Raw genomic sequence first — 17,733 nt, 5'->3', positions numbered from 1 at the left:
GCGCCCCAGCATTCAGATTCGCCGCTCTGCACATCTGTGACACCCCACCACTTCAGCGCGGCTCCATATGCGCAATCATCAATTGCACACTCTCGTTGCCCCGAAACTCGTTCACATCCAGCTTGTAGGCCAACTCCACCCAACGCACCGTAGGATTGGGCCAGACCTCGCGATCAATGCCGAAGGCGATGCCATCCAGGCGCACAGAACCGCACTCGCTCTTGAGCACCACCTTCAAGTGCCGCTCCCCCACCACACGCTGCTCGACCAACTGGAAAACGCCGTGGAACAGCGGCTCGGGGAAGTGCTGGCCCCAAGGCCCGGCGTGACGCAAGGCCTTGGCCAGGTCCAGGTGGAACTCTTCGACAGCCAGGTTACCGTCTGACAGCAGCCGGCCGGTGAGGTCTTCCTCGCGCAGCTGGCGCCGAACCTCCTCATCGAAGGCCTCGGCGAACGCCGGGAAATTGCCTTCGGGCAAGGACAGCCCCGCCGCCATGGCATGGCCGCCGAACTTGCTGATCAACTGCGGATGGCGGGCGGCGACGGCATCGAGCGCATCGCGGATATGAAAGCCGGGTACCGAACGCGCCGACCCTTTGAGCATGCCATCACCTGCGTCGGCAAACGCGATGGTCGGGCGGTGGTAACGCTCCTTCAAGCGCGAGGCGAGAATCCCGATCACGCCTTGATGCCATTCGGCATCGAACAGACACAGGCCGTAGGGCATCGACTCGACCGGCAAGTCCTTGAGCTGGGCCAAGGCCTCGCGCTGCATGCCCTGCTCGATCGATTTGCGGTCCTGGTTCAGGTCATCGAGCTGCTGGGCCATGTCCTGGGCCAGCGCCGGGTCTTCGCAGAGCAGGCATTCGATGCCCAGGCTCATGTCGTCGAGCCGGCCAGCAGCGTTGAGCCGCGGGCCGAGGATGAAGCCCAGGTCGGTGGAGGTGATACGTCGGTGGTCGCGCCGCGCCACTTCCAGGATCGCCTTCAAGCCGGGCCGGGCACGGCCGGCGCGGATGCGCTCCAGGCCCTGGTGCACCAGGATGCGGTTGTTCGCATCCAGCGGCACCACGTCAGCCACGCTGCCCAAGGCCACCAGGTCGAGCAGCTCACCGATGTTCGGCTGTGGCCGATCGACATAGCGCCCCAGGTTGCGCAGACGTGCGCGCAAGGCCATCAATACGTAGAAAATGACGCCGACGCCGGCCAGCGACTTGCTGGCGAATGCGCACCCTGGCTGGTTGGGGTTGACGATGGCGTCGGCCTCGGGCAATTGCTGGCCTGGCAAATGGTGGTCGGTCACCAGCACCTTGAGCCCAGCGGCCTTGGCGGCGGCGACGCCTTCGACGCTGGAGATGCCATTGTCCACGGTCACCAGCAGATCAGGCTGGCGCTCAAGCGCCACCTGGACGATTTCCGGGGTCAAGCCGTAGCCGTATTCGAAGCGGTTGGGCACCAGGTAGTCGACATGGGCTGCGCCCAACAGCCGCAAGCCCAGCACGCCGACGCTACTGGCCGTCGCGCCATCGGCGTCGAAGTCACCGACGATCAGGATGCGCTGGCGCAGGTCCAGCGCCGTGACCAGCAGGTCCACGGCCGCCTCGATGCCCTTGAGCTGCTGGTAAGGCAGCAGCCGGGCCAGACTCTTGTCCAACTCGGCCTCGGACTGCACGCCGCGGGCGGCATACAGACGGGTCAGCAGCGGGGGCAGGTTACCCAGTAATGGCAGGGTTTCAGGCAGCGGGCGAGGTTCGATACGCATGGGGTCTTCAGCAGTCAAAAATCAGTGGGTTCAGCCACGCTCACCGAGCAGCCATTGCAGCTGCACTTCATGCTGGCCGCGGTCGTCGGTAACGAAGACGGTGCCTTCGCTGATCATCACATCCCACTTGATGGTGCGCGGCATCTCGCTGGCCAGTACTTCCAGCACCTCTTGCGGCACGGCGGCGATGCTCAGGTTCTTCAGACCCTTGACCGCACTCAGCACCTTGCCCTCCCACACCCGCAGGCTGCCGTAGGTCAACAGGCTGGTGCGCTCGGTGCGGCGCGAGCACCAGGTCAGGCGGTCGGCGTCCGGCTGGCCCACTTCGATCCAGTGCAGAACGCGGTCGTCCAGGCTCTTTTCCCACAATGCAGCTTCATCGACATCAGACAGACCACGACCGAACGCCAGGTTCTCGTTGTACCACAGGGCGTAGGCCAGCAGGCGCACGGCCATGCGCTCCTCGGTTTCCGAAGGATGACGGGCGATGGTCTGGCGGACGTTTTCGTACACGCCGCGATCGAGGTCGGTCAGGTTGAGTTCGAATTTGTAGGTCGTGGACGGCTGGGCCATGGTCGAAGGGGCTTCGTGGGGAAAGAAAAGTGGCTTAGTCTACCCGATCCTGCCCACGCGTGCGCCGCACCCGTTTCGGCCGCTGCGCACCTGTGCTAAAACCACGCCTCTGACCCGCTGCCACGGATGCCACATGTCTACCCCGAGCAAACCCCTCGCCGGCCTCAAAGTCATCGAGCTCGGCACCCTGATCGCCGGGCCGTTCGCCGCGCGCATCTGCGCCGAGTTCGGTGCCGAAGTGATCAAAGTCGAATCGCCGGACGGCGGTGACCCGCTGCGCAAATGGCGCAAGATGTACCAGGGGACCTCGCTGTGGTGGTTCGTGCAGGCGCGCAATAAGCAATCGCTCACCCTTAACCTCAAGCACCCTGAAGGGCGCGAGGTGCTCAAGCGCCTGCTCAGCGAAGCCGATATCCTCATCGAGAACTTCCGCCCTGGCGTGCTGGAAAAACTTGGCCTGGGCTGGGACGTGCTGCACGCGCTGAATCCGCGCCTGGTCATGGTGCGCCTGTCCGGCTTTGGTCAGACTGGGCCGATGAAGGACCAGCCGGGCTTCGGTGCGGTGGGCGAATCCATGGGCGGACTGCGCTACATCACCGGTTTCGACGATCGCCCGCCGGTGCGTACGGGCATCTCCATCGGCGACTCGATCGCGGCGCTGTGGGGCGTGATCGGCGCGCTGATGGCTCTGCGTCATCGCGAAGTCAACGGCGGCCAGGGCCAGGTCGTGGACGTGGCGCTGTACGAAGCGATCTTCGCGATGATGGAAAGCATGGTTCCGGAGTTCGATGTGTTCGGCTTCATTCGTGAACGCACCGGCAATATCATGCCGGGTATCACGCCCTCCTCCATCCATACCAGCGCTGATGGCAAGCATGTGCAGATCGGTGCCAATGGCGATGCCATTTTCAAGCGGCTCATGCAGGCCATCGGCCGCAACGACCTGGCCGACGACCCTGCCCTGGCCAGCAACGATGGCCGTGACGCCCGCCGTGACGAGCTGTATGGGGTCATCGACCGCTGGGCCAATGGCCTGGCGCTGGAGCAACTGATGCAGGTGCTCACCGACGCTGAAGTACCGGCCAGCCGCATCTATTCGGCCGAAGACATGTTCAGCGACCCGCAGTACCTGGCGCGCGAAATGTTCCTGCACGCGCGTTTGCCCGACGGCAAGCCGTTCAAGATGCCCGGCATCGTGCCCAAGCTGTCGCAAACCCCAGGCTCGGCCGAGTGGGTCGGGCCAAGCCTGGGTGAACATACCGACCAGGTGCTGGCCTCCCTGGGCTATGACCCGGCAGCCATCGCCAGCCTGCGCCAGGCGGGCACTGTCTGAAGCTGCGGCGCGGGGCCAGCCTGGGACAGGGGTCATTGACCAAGTGCTGCCGTCGCTAATTGCACAGATGGCCGGGGACGAGCATGCCATTGTGCGAGTGAACCGTGCGCGCGGGCTGCAGAATTGCTGCCGGCCTTGCGCTGTAACAGCTTGCCGGTCCTGTACGCGTACTGGCTGACCCGCAAATGCGTGCTGCCGATCTGCAGGACAGCGGGAGGCTCGTCGACGGTCGTGAACAGCAGACAAAAGAAACCCCGGACGCTGGGGAGGACGCCCGGGGCCAATCGAAAGTCATCATGGACTCTCGGTGACAGCCTGCCAGTGCCGGAGCGGTGCGCTGGCAGGCTGCCCCTACTGTTTAAGAGCAAGCCCTCAAGCAAAGGTTCCCTGGGGTTGCTGACGCTGTTGCAGGGCCGCGATCACACACGGCTGCAAGCGCCCTTCGACGATCTGCAGGTCACGATGCAGGCCGTCGACCAGATCGATGAGCAAGCGTTGTTCCTGTAGCTGGTACTGGCTTACCGTGCGGCGCAAGGCCGCGACACCCAGGGTGTTGTACACGGTCAACTGACGGTTGCCGTTGGCATCCTCGACGTCCAGGCTGGCCTGATAAGGGCTGAGCGCATCGTTGAGCAGTCTGCAGATTCTTTCCATCCGGATCACTCGCTTTGTCTTGTAGTGGGATATGAATGAACTGACCAACAAGCGCAACGGAAAGTTCGTTGCGCCATCAGTGTTTCAGCCAGCATGCGTGGCCGATGTGACAGTTTTGATACGTTGCAGCGCGGCGCGCCACGGCTCGATCGGCAATGGCCATGGCAAGTCGGCCAGCACCCACAAGCCAAGGCGCCGGGCTTCATCGGCGAGGTCTTGCTCACCGGCGCGACCAACGAACACCACGGCACGACTGCCCGCTGCCCGCGCCAGCAGCGCCGGGCCATCGGCTTCGGCGTGATCGATGATCAGCACGTCGGCGCGAGCCCCATGCGCCAGGCAGCTGTCGAGCTCGACAAGCCCATTGACCACGCGCACATTGAACAGCCCCAGGGCGTTACACGCCTGGTGCAGGAGTATCTGGTGGGATGGGCGTGCCTGACAGATCAGTACGTAGGGCTGGCGCATGCACCGCTCCTTGGGGGGAAGGACCGGCCACTCTAGGCAGGTTGCCTAGGCACTCATATAGGACATTTCTGAAGATGGCGCGGTAAACGACTGACGAGGCCTTTGCAGCCCCCTCGTCACCCGCGTGCCCCTGCGGGCGCCAATGCACCTGCAGGGGTGGTCCTGCGGCTTACAATGGCTTGCCGCGGTTGCCATGTTGGCTGACGAAGGCCTGCACCGCTTTGAGGTCGTTGGCCAACACGGTGCAACGCTCCTCGCGGCTGAACAGATCGCTCAAGTGCGCCGGCAGCTCGAGGGCCTTGCCCACCCCGGCTTTTTCGACCGCCTCAGGGAACTTCACCGGATGCGCGGTACCCAGCACCACCATCGGTGTATCGAGGCTGCGCCGGCATTCGCGGGCGGCCTTGACGCCGATCGCGGTGTGCGGGTCGAGCACTTCACCGGTGGCCGCAAAGACTTCGGCGATGGTTTCGCAGGTCTGCTCATCGCTCACCGCCAGCGAATCGAAGAGCTTGCGCGCCTCGGTCCAACGGTCTTGTTCGACACTGAAGCCACCGCCTTGCTTGAAGCTGGCCATCAGCTCGGCCAGGGCCGCGCCGTTGCGACCGTGCAGGTCGAACAGCAGGCGCTCGAAGTTGGACGACACCATGATGTCCATCGACGGCGACAGGGTCGCGTGCAGGGTTTCCTTGACGTACTGATTGCCGCTCATGAAGCGGTGCAGGATGTCGTTGCGGTTGGTCGCGACGATCAGCTGGCTGACCGGCAAGCCCATGTTGCGCGCCAGGTAGCCGGCAAAGATGTCGCCGAAGTTGCCGGTCGGCACCGAGAATGCCACCGAGCGCGCCGGGCCACCGAGCTGCAGGGCGGCATGGAAGTAGTAGACGATCTGGGCCATGATCCGCGCCCAGTTGATCGAGTTCACCGCGACCAGACGCGTGCCTTTGAGGAACGACTGGTCGGCGAAGCTGGCCTTGACCATCTCCTGGCAGTCATCGAAGTTACCTTCGATGGCAATGTTGTGAACGTTGTCACCGAACAGCGTGGTCATCTGCCGACGCTGCACCTCCGACACACGCTGGTGCGGGTGCAGGATGAAGATGTCGACGTTGTCGCAGCTGCGGCAGCCTTCGATGGCCGCAGAACCTGTGTCACCGCTGGTGGCACCGATGATCACCACGCGCTCGTTGCGCTTGGCCAGCACATGGTCGAGCAGGCGGCCGAGCAGCTGCAGGGCGAAGTCCTTGAAGGCCAGGGTCGGGCCATGGAACAGCTCCAGCACCCACTCGTTGCCGTTGAGCTGGCGCAGCGGCGCGACGGCGGCGTGGGCGAACTGGCCGTAGGTTTCTTCAAGAATCTTCTTGAAATCGGCATCGGCGATGCTGCCTTCGACGAACGGGCGCATCACCCGGAAAGCCAGCTCGTGGTATGGCAGGCCGGCCCAGGAAGCGATTTCTTCCTGGGTGAAGCGCGGCAGGTTTTCAGGCACATACAGGCCGCCATCGCTGGCTAGGCCAGTGAGCAGCACGTCTTCGAAATTCAGGGCCGGTGCTTGGCCGCGGGTACTGATATAGCGCATGGGTGCAAACCTTTGGTTTGAGCGGCAAGCTGCGGGCTGCAAGCTACAGGAACAAGCCGGTGGCGTTGCTCTCGGAGGCTGCGGTTCCTTGCCTGCCGCTAAATGAAATCTGTTCGTAGCCTCGACTGCGCGCTGCCTTTAGTTGCAGCTTGCAGCTTGAAGCCTGCCGCTAGTTAAGCTGTTCGACGCGGATGCGCACGACCTTGCCGACCACATCCTGCAGCGCCTCGAGAGCGACGATCGCATCATCGATGCCTTGCTCGACAACACGGTGGGTCAGCAGGATCATCGGTACCAGGCCATCCTGCTCCTCAGCTTCTTTCTGCATGATCGACTCGATGTTGATCCCGCGCTCGGAAAGGATGCTCGCCACCTGCGCCAGCACGCCAGGGTGGTCCTTGGCCTGAATGCGCAGGTAATAGGCACTTTCGCACGCCTCGATCGGCAGGATCGGATGGGCCGACAGCGAGTCTGGCTGGAAGGCCAGGTGGGGAACGCGGTTCTCAGGGTCCGACGTCATGGCTCGTACCACATCGACCAGGTCTGCAACCACCGACGAAGCGGTTGGCTCCATGCCGGCGCCCGCGCCGTAGTACAAGGTCGAACCTGCTGCATCGCCGTTGACCATCACCGCGTTCATCACGCCGTTGACGTTGGCGATCAGGCGGTCGCTGGGAATCAGGGTCGGGTGCACGCGCAGCTCGATGCCCTCGGCAGTGCGGCGAGCCACGCCCAGGTGCTTGATGCGATAGCCCAGGGCTTCGGCGTAGTTCACATCGGCAGTGGTCAGCTGGGTGATGCCCTCGGTGTAGGCCTTGTCGAACTGCAGCGGGATACCAAAGGCGATGGATGCCAGGATGGTCAGCTTGTGCGCGGCGTCGATGCCCTCGACATCGAAGGTCGGGTCGGCTTCGGCATAACCCAGGGCCTGGGCTTCGGCCAGCACGTCCGGGAACGCGCGGCCCTTTTCACGCATTTCGGTGAGGATGAAATTGCCGGTGCCGTTGATGATGCCAGCCAGCCAGTTGATGCGGTTGGCCGACAGGCCTTCGCGGATTGCCTTGATCACCGGAATGCCACCGGCGACAGCGGCCTCGAAGGCGACAATGACGCCTTTCTCGCGAGCCTTGGCAAAGATCTCGTTGCCATGCACGGCGATCAGCGCCTTGTTCGCGGTGACCACATGCTTGCCGTTGTCGATGGCCTTGAGCACCAGATCACGGGCCACGGTGTAGCCACCGATCAGCTCGATGACGATATCGATCTCTGGGTTGCACGCCACTTCGAACACATCAGCGGTAATGGGGGTACCGGTAATCTGGCAGTTCGGGTTGGGCGAGCGCATGGCGATCTGGGCCACTTCAATACCGCGCCCGGCACGGCGGGCAATCTCCTCGGCGTTGCGCTGAAGTACATTGAAGGTACCGCCACCGACGGTCCCTAACCCACAGATGCCTACTTTGACCGGTTTCACTGTGAACTCCCCATTGAACGGACGGCGCCTTCGCCGGCCGTGAAACATGCCGTCACCCCATGACGACGGCGTACTGAATTGATTACTTGGCGGCTTGCTGAGCGCCGGCCAGGGCCAGTTTGGCGACCTGCGGCGCCGGCTGATAACCCGGGATCACCTGACCGCTCTCCAGAACGATGGCCGGCGTGCCGTTGACCCCGATCTGCTGGCCCAGCTCGAACTGCTTGCCAACCGGGTTGGCGCACTTGGCGGCCTTGATTTCCTTGCCTTCGACCATGTTGTCCATGGCTGCGCGGCGGTCGCTGGAGCACCATACCGCCTGCAACTGCTGGTCACCTGCCGAGCCCAGGCCCTGGCGCGGGAAGGCGACGTAGCGCACTTCGATACCGCGGCGGTTGAGCTCAGGCACTTCGGCGTGCAGCTTGTGGCAGTACGGGCAGGTGGTGTCGGTAAAGACGGTTATGTGCGACTTGGTCTGGCCCTTGGCCGGGTAAACCACGGTTTCGGCTGCCGGAATGCCATTGATGAGCTTGGCAACGCCGGCGCGCTCGGTCTTCTCGGTGAGGTTGACCGGCTTGCCATCCTGCAGCTGGTACAGATAGCCCTGCATCACGTATTGGCCGTCAGCGCTGGCGTACAGCACGCGCCCGCCTTGCAGCTTGACTTCATACAGGCCGTTGAGCGGGCTGCTGGCCACGCTTTCCACCGGCACGTCGAGCTCCAGGTTCTGCAACGACTTGCGGATCGCCTGTTCGGCACCGGCAGTGCTGTCGGCTGCGGCAAAGGCAAAGGTACTGGCCAGCGCCAACGCGGCGGCGGCGAACAACTGGGTCACGCGCATGGGAAACTCCTGAGGGCGAACAGGGCCGGAGGGTGTTGCCTGCGGAAAAAACGCGGCAACCGTACGGGCCCTGGTGCAAACCGCCCAAGCCTACCACATCGCGCTGACGATGAAGGGCTCGGCATGGACCGGTCGGCGGAACATGAAAAACATTCATCCACGTGGGTGATGCTGGGCGTGCAGTTGCTGCAGGCGGGCCTTGGCCACATGGGTATAGATCTGCGTGGTCGACAGGTCGCTGTGGCCGAGCAGCATCTGCACCACCCGCAGGTCTGCGCCGTGATTGAGCAGGTGGGTGGCGAAGGCGTGTCGCAGGGTATGCGGCGACAACGGCTTGTCGATCCCCGCGACCCGCGCGTGGTGCTTGATACGGTGCCAGAACGTCTGGCGCGTCATCTGCTCGCCTCGCTGACTGGGGAACAGCACGTCGCTGGGACGACCATTGAGCAGTTCGGCGCGGCCATTACGCAGGTAGCGCTCCAGCCACACCACGGCCTCCTCGCCCATCGGCACCAGGCGCTCTTTGCCGCCTTTGCCCATGACCCGCATTACGCCCTGGCGCAGATTGACCTGATCGAGCGTCAGGCTGACCAGCTCGGTGACCCGCAGGCCGCAGGCGTAGAGGACCTCGAGCATGGCGCGGTCACGTTGGCCGATCGCCTCGCCCAGCTCCGGCGCTTGCAGCAGCGCGTCGACATCGGCCTCGGACAATGACTTGGGCAACGGCCGACCCAGCTGTGGCATGTCGACCTGCAAGGTGGGGTCGACGGCGATCAGCTTCTCGCGCAGCAGATAGCGAAAGAAGCCACGCAGACCGGACAGAAAACGGGCCGTCGAGCGCGGCTTGTAGCCTTGCTCCAGGCGCCAGGCGAGGTGATCGAGAATCAGCTCGCGACCGGCATCGGGCAAGCTTATCCCGTGCTCCTCCAGCCAGCCGTTGAACAGGGCCAGGTCGCTGCGATAGGACATGCGGGTGTTGTCGGACAGGCCTTTTTCAAGCCACAGGGCGTCGAGGAATTGGTCGATCAGAGGATGGTCTAGGGCAGGCATTCGGGGCAGCTGGTTCTTGGAGAGGGCGTAGTGTTTCACAGCGGCTTGGGGTTGTCGTGATCAATCGGGCCTTGCACCGCAGGCGCGGCTCGGCAAGGCCCGCGTCTGGCTCAGCGCTGTGGCAGCACCGGCACCGGGCGCTTGTCTTCGTCAATGGCGACGAAGCTGAACACGCCATGGATGGCCCGCTCGCGCCCGTCCAGGTACATGTTCTCGACCAACACCTCGACCTCGACCTGCAAACTGGTATTGCCGACTTTCACCACCGTACCTACCAGCTCGACGATCGAGCCCGCGGGTATCGGGTGCTTGAAGTCGATGCGGTCGGTGGACACGGTCACCAGCGGCAGTCGGCAAAAGCGCGTGGCCGCAATGAATGACACTTCATCCATCCACGCCAGTGCGGTACCGCCGAACAAGGTGTTGTGGTGGTTGGTGGTATTGGGGAACACCGCCTTGGTCACGCGCGTTACCGACAACGCGGTGCGGCGTTGAATTTCCAGGTCTCGAGGGGTCATGGCTGTCACTTTTAACAGGTTTTCAAACGCAAAAAAGCAGCCCGAAGGCTGCTTTTTCTCGCTAGGCGGCCTCGGCCACCGGGCAAACTGTACTCAGGACAGTTTTTCCTTGATGCGAGCGGCTTTGCCGGACAGGTCGCGCAGGTAGTACAGCTTGGCTTTACGCACGTCACCACGACGTTTCACGGCCAGGCTGTCGATCTGCGGGCTGTAGGTCTGGAAGGTACGCTCAACGCCTACGCCGCTGGAGATCTTGCGCACGGTGAAGGCGCTGTTCAGACCGCGGTTACGCTTGGCGATGACAACGCCTTCGAACGCCTGCAGACGGGAACGATCACCTTCCTTCACTTTAACCTGAACGACAACGGTGTCGCCTGGCGCGAAGGTCGGGATTTCCTTGCTCATCTGCTCGGCTTCGAGCTGCTGGATGATTTTGTTGGTCATGCTGTGCTCCTAAGATGGATACGTGATCCACCATCGATACGTTTAACTATCGTCCCGCTCGCGGAGATATTCCTCGAGCAGCTTCTTCTCTTCTCCAGAAAGCGAGCGACTTTCCAGAAGATCGGCGCGCCGTTCGAAGGTCCTACCAAGGGACTGCTTCATCCGCCAACGCCGGATATGTGCATGGTTGCCACTTAGCAACACGTCGGGAACACGCTGATCCGCATACACCTCAGGCCGGGTGTAGTGCGGGCAATCGAGCAGACCGTCGGTGAAGGAGTCTTCCTCCGCCGAGTCCACATGCCCTAAAGCTCCGGGCAGCAGCCGTGTAACCGCATCGATCAGTACCATGGCCGGCAGCTCGCCACCGGAAAGCACATAGTCGCCAATCGACCACTCCTCATCAACATGAGCCTCGATAAAGCGCTCGTCGATGCCTTCATAACGACCGGCGATCAGGATCAACGATTCCTGTTCGGCCAGGCCTTTGACCGCCTGCTGAGTCAGCTTGCGGCCTTGCGGCGAGAGGTAGATCACCTTCGCCGATGCTCCGGTCGCCTGCCTGGCGCTAACCAGGGCATCTTCCAGAGGCTTGATTTTCATCACCATGCCCGGACCACCGCCAAACGGCCGATCATCCACGGTATGGTGGCGATCTGTGGTGTAGTCCCGCGGGTTCCAGCAGGTCACCTGAAGCAACCCTTGTTTCACCGCGCGGCTGGTAATGCCGTACTCCGTGATGGCCGAGAACATCTCGGGGAACAACGTGATGACGTCTACGCGAAGGTTACCCATCGTTTAGAAGTCCGCGTCCCATTCGACTCGCATCACGCCTGCCTCCAGGTCGATACCGAGCACGCACTGCGCCGTATAGGGCAACAAACGCTCGCGATCATCCAGGCTGCCTGCGCAGGGCTTGACCACCATTACATCGTTCGCGCCGGTCTCCAACAGGTGATCGACCTTGCCGAACAGCTGTTCGTCCTGGTTGATGACCTTCAGACCTACCAACTGGTACCAGTAGTACTCGTCAGCGGCCAGGTTGGGCAAAAGGCTCCGCGGTATGCAGATTTCGTAACCGCTCAGAAGACGGGCTTCGTCGCGATCCTCGAGGCCTTTGAGCTTCACGACCAGGCCCTTTTGGGAGCCACGACCGTTGACCAGCTCGACCTGTTTTACCGTGCCTTCGTGCCGAAGCGTCCAGCGTGGATAATCCAACAGGTTTTCAATCGGATCGGTAAAGGAATACACCTTCACCTCGCCGCGAACGCCGTGAACCGAAAAAATCTTGCCGACAACGATGAGGTCGTCAGCCTTTTCTGGCGTCGCGTTCATACTGTTCAGGCAGCGGCCTTGGCAGCGTCCTTCAGCAGCTGAGCAACGCGCTCAGACGGCTGTGCACCCTGGCTCAGCCAGTAGGTGACGCGCTCTTGGTTGACCGACAGCTTGACTTCAGCGCCAGAAGCGATTGGGTTGAAGAAACCTACGCGCTCAACGAAACGGCCGTCACGGGCGTTACGCGAGTTGGTCACGGTCAGGTGGTAGAACGGGCGCTTTTTCGAGCCGCCACGGGCAAGACGAATGGTTACCATGTGAACATTGTTCCTATAGTCGGTACTGCGAATCTGAATGCCAAATAGGCACATGGGTGCCCAAAAGGCCGCATATTCTCGGGGAATACACGGACATTTGCAAATGCCTTTTTCGCCATGGCCCTGCCGTGGCGTCCAGATTTGCCGGTTGAGCCGCGCGTTTGGCGGCGGTTATCCCGCCGGGGCGGGGGTTCTGGGGCCTGCCCGCACAGCAGGCAGGCACCCGGAATAGCGCTTACAGCTTGGGCATGCCGCCGCCTGGCAGCATGCCACCGAGGCCGCGCATCATCTTGGACATGCCACCTTTGGTGGAGAACTTCTTCATCATCTTCTGCATCTGCTTGTGCTGCTTGATCAGCCGGCCGATGTCCTGCACCTGGGTACCGGAACCCAGGGCGATGCGGCGCTTGCGCGAGCCGCTGATCAGGTCGGGATCGCGGCGTTCGGCCGGGGTCATGGAGTTGATGATCGCCTCCATCTGCTTGAACTGTTTCTCTGCCGCGCCCTGGGCATTGCCCATCTGCGACAGGTTGACCCCACCGATGCTCGGCAGCTTGTCCATCAGGCCGCCGAGGCCACCCATGTTCTTCATTTGCTGCAACTGGTCGCGGAAGTCTTCGAGATCGAAGCCTTTGCCCTTCTTGAGCTTCTTGGCCAGTTTGTCGGCCTTGGCCTTGTCGATGGTCTGCTCGGCCTGCTCGATCAGGCTGAGCACATCACCCATGCCGAGGATGCGCGAGGCGACGCGGTCGGGGTGGAACGGTTCGAGGGCTTCGCTCTTCTCACCCATACCGATGAACTTGATCGGCTTGCCGGTGATCGCGCGTACCGACAGCGCAGCACCGCCACGGGCATCACCGTCAACCTTGGTCAGCACCACGCCGGTCAACGGCAGTGCTTCACCGAAGGCCTTGGCGGTGTTGGCGGCGTCCTGGCCGGTCATGGCGTCGACCACGAACAGCGTTTCGATCGGCTTGACCGCGGCGTGCAGGGCCTTGATCTCGTCCATCATGTCGGCATCGATGTGCAGGCGACCGGCAGTGTCGACGATCACCACGTCGATGAACTTGAGCTTGGCTTCGCGGATCGCCGCCTCGGCGATGGCCACCGGCTTCTGACTGATGTCGGACGGGAAGAAGGTCACGCCGATGTCGTTGGCCAACGTTTCCAGCTGTTTGATGGCCGCTGGACGGTAGACGTCGGCGGATACCACCATCACGCTCTTTTTCTTGCGCTCTTTGAGAAAGCGCGCCAGCTTGCCGGCGGTGGTGGTCTTACCGGCACCCTGCAGGCCCGCCATCAGCACCACGGCTGGCGGTGCGGCGTTCAGCGCGAGGTCTTCGTTGGCTGCGCCCATCAGGCTTTCCAGCTCGGCCTGGACGATCTTGACGAAGGCCTGGCCGGGGGTCAGGCTGCGCGACACTTCGGTGCCGACGGCGCGCTCTTTAACGCTATTGACGAAATCCTTGACCACCGGCAGGGCAACGTCGGCCTCGAGCAGGGCCATGCGCACTTCGCGCAGGGTGTCCTTGATGTTGTCTTCGGTCAGCTTGGCCTTGCCGGTGACGTGGCGCAGCGTCTGTGACAGGCGGTCGGTCAGGTTTTCGAACATGGTGATCCTTTCAGGCCCAGTAAAGCCGAGGTTTGTCAGGCGCCGCGGGAGGAAATGCACACCCCCAAGGCACAGCAAGGCGGCGATTATAGCCGAGTCCGCCCGCGAGCGGTAACCGCTCGGCAAGCCACGCGCGAGCGGCTAGCCGCTAGCCGCTCGCGGCGCTCTATGCCAAACTCCACTCCTTTATGGGCTCTGCACCCCAGGACTTATGGTCTCTTCTCCAAGCCTCATCCCCAATCTGATCGCTGCCGGCCTGTACATGGCGGCGGCCCTGTATCAAGGCGCCAATCTGGCCCAGGGCCGCAAGGCCGACAAACGCCTGCTGGGCCTGCTCGGTGCGGTTGCAGTGCTCGCCCAGGGCGGCGCGCTGTTCTTCCAACTGATCACCCCACTGGGCCTGAGCCTGGACTTCTTCAGCGCCGCCAGCCTGATCGCCGTGGCCGTGATCACCCTCACCCTGCTGGCCTGCCTGCGCATTCCGGTGGAAAACCTGCTGGTGCTGTTGTTCCCGCTGGGCGCCATCACCGCCCTGCTGGCGCAATTCGCCCCGGCCGGCACGGTGCCGCTGATCGACGAAGAGCCGGGTATTCTCGCGCACATCCTGCTGTCGATCCTTGCCTATGGCTTGTTCACCATCGCCGTATTCCAGTCGCTGTTGCTGCTGCTGCAGGATCACCAGCTCAAGCACAAGCACCCCTCAGGGCTGATCCGCAACTTCCCGCCGCTGCAAACCATGGAAAGCCTGCTGTTCGGGTTTCTCTGGGCGGGATGGTGCCTGCTGTCGCTGTCGCTGATTTCAGGCTGGTTGTTCCTTGAAAACCTGTTCGCCCAGCACCTGGTGCACAAGACCTCGCTGGCCTGCGTGGCCTGGGTGGTCTTCAGCGTGCTGTTGTGGGGCCGCACCCGCCTGGGCTGGCGCGGACACAAGGCGATCCGCTGGACGCTGGCGGGATTCTGCCTGCTGATGCTGGCCTATTTCGGCAGCAAGCTGGTCCGCGAATTCATCCTGCATATCTGATCGAAGGCCATGGATACACTGCCATACGCACCGTTACTCGGGACCCTGGCGCTGGCGCTGGTATGGGCGGCGCTGTTCAGCGCGGTCGATGCTGCGCGCCTGTATCTGCACGGCGTGCCGCGCAGCAGCGATGAACCCCAACCCAGGCTGCCAGCGCAAGCCGTGGTGCTGTGCGCCAGCCTGGGCAAACTGGCGGTATTGGGCCTGGCCTGCCTGGTCGGCCAGCGCCAGGGCGGCGAGCACGGCTTCTGGCTGGCGTCTGGCGCCGCGGTGGCAGCCCTGCTGGTATTCACCGAATTCCTGCCGCGACGCCTAGCCCGCCGCAACCCGCACGCCTTCATCAACCTGGGCCTGAGCCTGCGCCTGTTTCCACTGGCCATCGTGCAACCCTTCGCTTGCCTGTTCGACGGCGTCGCCAAGCTGCTGCAGCGCCCGCTGCGCGCGCAGCCTGCGGCAGTCGCCCTGCATCCACAGGAAGATGACAGCTTCGATGCCGACGATGACCCCGAGCCGCCACGCCCGGGCCTGCTCGATGGCCTGCAGTCGCTGGACAAGATCACCGTCAATGACATCCTGGTGCCACGCAACGAAGTCGATGGCATCAACCTCGACGACCCGATCGAACAGGTCATCGAGCAGTTGATCGTCAGCCGCCACACCCGCCTGCCGGTCTACCATAACGACATCAACCAGGTCGAAGCGATACTCAACACCAAGCTCATCAGCCACCTGTTGCCCAAGGCCGAACTGACCCTGGAGCAACTGCGCGGCGCCTGCTACGAGCCGTATTTCGTACCGGAAAGCACACCACTGCAGATGCAGCTGCTGAATTTCCACAAACAACAGCGGCGCCTGGGTGTGGTGGTGGACGAGTATGGCGAAGTGCTGGGCATCGTCACCCTCGAAGACATCCTGGAAGAGATCGTCGGCGAGTTCGAGGACGAGCAAAGCCTTGACAACCCGCACGTACAGCCACAACCCGATGGCACCTTCGTCATCGAAGGCAATGCCTCGCTGCGCGAAATCAACCGCACCCTGGGCTGGCACCTGCCCTGCGACGGCGGCCCGAAAACGCTCAACGGCCTGGTCACCGAAGCCCTGGAGAGCATCCCTGCGAGCGCCGTATGCCTGAAAATCGGCCGCTATCGCCTGGAAATCCTCGAAACCGAGGACAATTGCGCGAGCAAGGTACTGGTGTGGACCGTGACCCGGTAGCTATACTCCGGTCACGCTTACCCAGCCCCGCCGTACCGCCTGCTACCCGCACCCGGCGTCACACGGCCAGTCCGCTGTACTGACACGCCCCGCGGCGCTGCTTCACCACCCCGAACAGTCCCCGCCCCCGCCCCTATCCCCCTTGGGCTATCGTCAGTCCAGCGACACAACAACAAGACGCTCCAGCGCCAAGCCAGGCTATGCCTGCGCGCAGTGCCATGGAGCGAACCAGACTGTTAGGGACCTACTGATGACAACCAGCAGCACCTATGCCCAGGCGCCTACCGCGCCGGTCAACTCGCCCGCGCGCGTCGCCACTGCCAGTTTCATTGGCACCGCCATCGAGTTCTATGATTTCTATGTCTATGCCACCGCCGCCGCGTTGGTGATCGGCCCGGTATTCTTCCCGTCCGGGTCGGGCACCGCGCAGATGCTGGCAGCCTTCCTCACTTTCGGCATCGCGTTTCTGGCACGCCCGCTGGGCTCGGCGCTGTTCGGTCACTTTGGCGATCGCATCGGACGCAAGTCGACCCTGGTGGCTTCGCTGCTGCTGATGGGCGTGTCGACCACGCTGATCGGTGTGCTGCCTGGCTACGACAGCATCGGCGTGTGGGCGCCGATCATCCTCTGCCTGCTGCGCTTCGGCCAGGGCTTGGGCCTGGGTGGCGAGTGGGGCGGCGCTGCACTGCTGGCCACGGAAAACGCCCCGCAAGGCAAGCGCGCCTGGTTCGGCATGTTCCCGCAGCTGGGCCCCTCGATCGGCTTCCTGGCGGCGAACGGGCTGTTCCTGACCCTGGCCTTGTCGCTGAGCGACGAGCAATTTCGTGAGTGGGGCTGGCGCATCCCGTTCCTGCTCAGCGCCGCGTTGGTGTTGGTCGGGTTGTATGTGCGCCTGAAGCTTGAAGAAAGCCCGGTATTCGCCAAGGCAGTCGCCCGCCACGAGCGGGTGAAGATGCCGGTGGTCGACCTGTTCGCCAAATATTGGCTACCGACCCTGCTGGGCGCAGCGGCCATGGTGGTGTGCTATGCGCTGTTTTATATCTCGACGGTGTTCTCGCTGAGCTACGGCGTAAGCACGTTGGGCTACAGCCGCGAAACCTTCCTCGGCCTGCTGTGCTTTGCGGTGGTGTTCATGGCCCTGGCGACGCCCTTGTCGGCCTGGCTCAGCGACCGCTATGGACGCAAGCCGGTACTGATCGTCGGCGGGTTGCTGGCGGTGGCCTCGGGCTTTCTCATGGAGCCGCTGCTGACATCCGGATCGACCACCGGGGTGGCGTTGTTCCTGGCCATCGAGCTGTTCCTGATGGGCGTGACGTTCGCGCCAATGGGCGCGCTGCTGCCAGAGCTGTTCCCGACCCATGTGCGCTACACCGGCGCATCGGCGGCGTACAACCTGGGCGGCATCGTCGGCGCCTCGGCCGCCCCTTTCTTCGCCCAGAAGCTGGTGAGCATGGGTGGCTTGAGCTGGGTGGGCGGCTATGTCTCGGCGGCGGCTGTGATCAGCCTGATCGCAGTGCTGTGCCTGAAAGAGACCCGCGACACGGAACTTTGAGCGGCAAGCGGCAAGCTACAAGCGCAGGCACTTGCTTGCAACTTG

The 17,733-nt window shown here is 63.0% G+C and carries 18 protein-coding genes; 4 read left to right on the top strand and 14 right to left on the bottom strand.

The window, feature by feature from the left end; genetic code table 11:
- Nucleotides 1-52: 52 nt before the first annotated feature.
- Both recJ and ACLEJW_RS01985 read right to left on the bottom strand, forming a co-directional pair.
- Nucleotides 53-1,762 carry a single-stranded-DNA-specific exonuclease RecJ gene (recJ, locus tag ACLEJW_RS01990; RefSeq protein ID WP_313456000.1) on the bottom strand — a complete coding sequence of 570 codons (1,710 nt, stop codon included), beginning with the start codon at nucleotides 1,760-1,762 and terminating at the stop codon, nucleotides 53-55.
- 30 nt (nucleotides 1,763-1,792) lie between these two features.
- The gene (locus ACLEJW_RS01985) at nucleotides 1,793-2,335 is read right to left on the bottom strand and encodes a YaeQ family protein (RefSeq protein ID WP_440776912.1); all 543 of its coding nucleotides are present in this window, start codon (nucleotides 2,333-2,335) and stop codon (nucleotides 1,793-1,795) included.
- A 133-nt stretch (nucleotides 2,336-2,468) separates the two neighbouring features.
- Between ACLEJW_RS01985 and ACLEJW_RS01980 the strand changes: the two genes are divergently transcribed.
- Nucleotides 2,469-3,668, top strand: a complete 1,200-nt coding sequence (locus ACLEJW_RS01980; protein ID WP_313456004.1) for a CaiB/BaiF CoA transferase family protein — start codon at nucleotides 2,469-2,471, stop codon at nucleotides 3,666-3,668.
- 372 nt (nucleotides 3,669-4,040) lie between these two features.
- Here the strand turns inward: ACLEJW_RS01980 and ACLEJW_RS01975 are convergent, their stop codons facing one another.
- The 12 genes from ACLEJW_RS01975 to ffh all read right to left on the bottom strand — a co-directional run bounded on the left by ACLEJW_RS01975 (nucleotide 4,041) and on the right by ffh (nucleotide 13,900).
- A complete protein-coding gene (locus ACLEJW_RS01975; protein ID WP_145185518.1) occupies nucleotides 4,041-4,322 on the bottom strand; it encodes a DUF3509 domain-containing protein in 282 nt (93 codons plus the stop codon).
- Nucleotides 4,323-4,406: 84 nt separating this feature from the next.
- Nucleotides 4,407-4,790: a histidine kinase gene (locus ACLEJW_RS01970; RefSeq protein ID WP_145185515.1), complete on the bottom strand. Its 384-nt coding sequence runs from the start codon at nucleotides 4,788-4,790 to the stop codon at nucleotides 4,407-4,409.
- A gap of 169 nt (nucleotides 4,791-4,959) precedes the next feature.
- The gene (thrC, locus tag ACLEJW_RS01965) at nucleotides 4,960-6,369 is read right to left on the bottom strand and encodes a threonine synthase (protein WP_313298351.1); all 1,410 of its coding nucleotides are present in this window, start codon (nucleotides 6,367-6,369) and stop codon (nucleotides 4,960-4,962) included.
- Nucleotides 6,370-6,538: 169 nt separating this feature from the next.
- Complete coding sequence (locus tag ACLEJW_RS01960) at nucleotides 6,539-7,843, bottom strand: homoserine dehydrogenase (protein ID WP_145185509.1); 1,305 nt, start codon at nucleotides 7,841-7,843, stop codon at nucleotides 6,539-6,541.
- A gap of 82 nt (nucleotides 7,844-7,925) precedes the next feature.
- Nucleotides 7,926-8,684, bottom strand: coding sequence for a DsbC family protein (locus ACLEJW_RS01955; RefSeq protein WP_313298357.1), 759 nt, complete (start codon nucleotides 8,682-8,684; stop codon nucleotides 7,926-7,928).
- Between the two features lie 153 nt (nucleotides 8,685-8,837).
- The gene (gene xerD, locus ACLEJW_RS01950; RefSeq protein WP_440776911.1) at nucleotides 8,838-9,734 is read right to left on the bottom strand and encodes a site-specific tyrosine recombinase XerD; all 897 of its coding nucleotides are present in this window, start codon (nucleotides 9,732-9,734) and stop codon (nucleotides 8,838-8,840) included.
- Nucleotides 9,735-9,844: 110 nt separating this feature from the next.
- Nucleotides 9,845-10,252 (bottom strand): acyl-CoA thioesterase, encoded by a 408-nt coding sequence (locus tag ACLEJW_RS01945; protein WP_145185500.1) that lies wholly within the window; start codon nucleotides 10,250-10,252, stop codon nucleotides 9,845-9,847.
- Nucleotides 10,253-10,345: 93 nt separating this feature from the next.
- Nucleotides 10,346-10,696, bottom strand: coding sequence for a 50S ribosomal protein L19 (rplS, locus tag ACLEJW_RS01940; protein ID WP_011535315.1), 351 nt, complete (start codon nucleotides 10,694-10,696; stop codon nucleotides 10,346-10,348).
- A gap of 42 nt (nucleotides 10,697-10,738) precedes the next feature.
- Complete coding sequence (trmD, locus tag ACLEJW_RS01935; protein WP_008094486.1) at nucleotides 10,739-11,491, bottom strand: tRNA (guanosine(37)-N1)-methyltransferase TrmD; 753 nt, start codon at nucleotides 11,489-11,491, stop codon at nucleotides 10,739-10,741.
- 3 nt (nucleotides 11,492-11,494) lie between these two features.
- Complete coding sequence (gene rimM, locus ACLEJW_RS01930; RefSeq protein WP_145185497.1) at nucleotides 11,495-12,031, bottom strand: ribosome maturation factor RimM; 537 nt, start codon at nucleotides 12,029-12,031, stop codon at nucleotides 11,495-11,497.
- Nucleotides 12,032-12,036: 5 nt separating this feature from the next.
- A complete protein-coding gene (rpsP, locus tag ACLEJW_RS01925) occupies nucleotides 12,037-12,288 on the bottom strand; it encodes a 30S ribosomal protein S16 (protein WP_008094480.1) in 252 nt (83 codons plus the stop codon).
- Between the two features lie 235 nt (nucleotides 12,289-12,523).
- Nucleotides 12,524-13,900: a signal recognition particle protein gene (gene ffh, locus ACLEJW_RS01920; RefSeq protein ID WP_145185494.1), complete on the bottom strand. Its 1,377-nt coding sequence runs from the start codon at nucleotides 13,898-13,900 to the stop codon at nucleotides 12,524-12,526.
- A 211-nt stretch (nucleotides 13,901-14,111) separates the two neighbouring features.
- Between ffh and ACLEJW_RS01915 the strand changes: the two genes are divergently transcribed.
- The 3 genes from ACLEJW_RS01915 (at nucleotide 14,112) to ACLEJW_RS01905 (ending at nucleotide 17,688) form a co-directional block, all read left to right on the top strand.
- Nucleotides 14,112-14,921 (top strand): cytochrome C assembly family protein, encoded by an 810-nt coding sequence (locus ACLEJW_RS01915; protein WP_145185491.1) that lies wholly within the window; start codon nucleotides 14,112-14,114, stop codon nucleotides 14,919-14,921.
- A 9-nt stretch (nucleotides 14,922-14,930) separates the two neighbouring features.
- Nucleotides 14,931-16,136, top strand: coding sequence for a transporter associated domain-containing protein (locus ACLEJW_RS01910; protein WP_145185488.1), 1,206 nt, complete (start codon nucleotides 14,931-14,933; stop codon nucleotides 16,134-16,136).
- A 250-nt stretch (nucleotides 16,137-16,386) separates the two neighbouring features.
- A complete protein-coding gene (locus tag ACLEJW_RS01905) occupies nucleotides 16,387-17,688 on the top strand; it encodes an MFS transporter (RefSeq protein WP_145185485.1) in 1,302 nt (433 codons plus the stop codon).
- Nucleotides 17,689-17,733 lie beyond the last annotated feature (45 nt).

Origin of the sequence: Pseudomonas sp. SMSB3 (genome assembly GCF_052041965.1) — a bacterium.
GTDB lineage: Bacteria > Pseudomonadota > Gammaproteobacteria > Pseudomonadales > Pseudomonadaceae > Aquipseudomonas.
Note: the sequence above shows the minus strand (reverse complement) of the source record. Positions and strands in the feature narration are given on the sequence as shown.

Bases quoted from the DNA above. Each gene is read 5' to 3' on its own strand.
- ffh (WP_145185494.1), bottom strand. From the start codon at position 13,900: ATGTTCGAAAACCTGACCGACCGCCTGTCACAGACGCTGCGCCACGTC.
- rpsP (WP_008094480.1), bottom strand. From the start codon at position 12,288: ATGGTAACCATTCGTCTTGCCCGTGGCGGCTCGAAAAAGCGCCCGTTC.
- thrC (WP_313298351.1), bottom strand. From the start codon at position 6,369: ATGCGCTATATCAGTACCCGCGGCCAAGCACCGGCCCTGAATTTCGAA.
- rimM (WP_145185497.1), bottom strand. From the start codon at position 12,031: ATGAACGCGACGCCAGAAAAGGCTGACGACCTCATCGTTGTCGGCAAG.
- recJ (WP_313456000.1), bottom strand. From the start codon at position 1,762: ATGCGTATCGAACCTCGCCCGCTGCCTGAAACCCTGCCATTACTGGGT.
- ACLEJW_RS01985 (WP_440776912.1), bottom strand. From the start codon at position 2,335: ATGGCCCAGCCGTCCACGACCTACAAATTCGAACTCAACCTGACCGAC.
- rplS (WP_011535315.1), bottom strand. From the start codon at position 10,696: ATGACCAACAAAATCATCCAGCAGCTCGAAGCCGAGCAGATGAGCAAG.
- xerD (WP_440776911.1), bottom strand. From the start codon at position 9,734: ATGCCTGCCCTAGACCATCCTCTGATCGACCAATTCCTCGACGCCCTG.
- trmD (WP_008094486.1), bottom strand. From the start codon at position 11,491: ATGGGTAACCTTCGCGTAGACGTCATCACGTTGTTCCCCGAGATGTTC.
- ACLEJW_RS01905 (WP_145185485.1), top strand. From the start codon at position 16,387: ATGACAACCAGCAGCACCTATGCCCAGGCGCCTACCGCGCCGGTCAAC.
- ACLEJW_RS01910 (WP_145185488.1), top strand. From the start codon at position 14,931: ATGGATACACTGCCATACGCACCGTTACTCGGGACCCTGGCGCTGGCG.
- ACLEJW_RS01970 (WP_145185515.1), bottom strand. From the start codon at position 4,790: ATGCGCCAGCCCTACGTACTGATCTGTCAGGCACGCCCATCCCACCAG.
- ACLEJW_RS01955 (WP_313298357.1), bottom strand. From the start codon at position 8,684: ATGCGCGTGACCCAGTTGTTCGCCGCCGCCGCGTTGGCGCTGGCCAGT.
- ACLEJW_RS01980 (WP_313456004.1), top strand. From the start codon at position 2,469: ATGTCTACCCCGAGCAAACCCCTCGCCGGCCTCAAAGTCATCGAGCTC.
- ACLEJW_RS01945 (WP_145185500.1), bottom strand. From the start codon at position 10,252: ATGACCCCTCGAGACCTGGAAATTCAACGCCGCACCGCGTTGTCGGTA.
- ACLEJW_RS01915 (WP_145185491.1), top strand. From the start codon at position 14,112: ATGGTCTCTTCTCCAAGCCTCATCCCCAATCTGATCGCTGCCGGCCTG.
- ACLEJW_RS01975 (WP_145185518.1), bottom strand. From the start codon at position 4,322: ATGGAAAGAATCTGCAGACTGCTCAACGATGCGCTCAGCCCTTATCAG.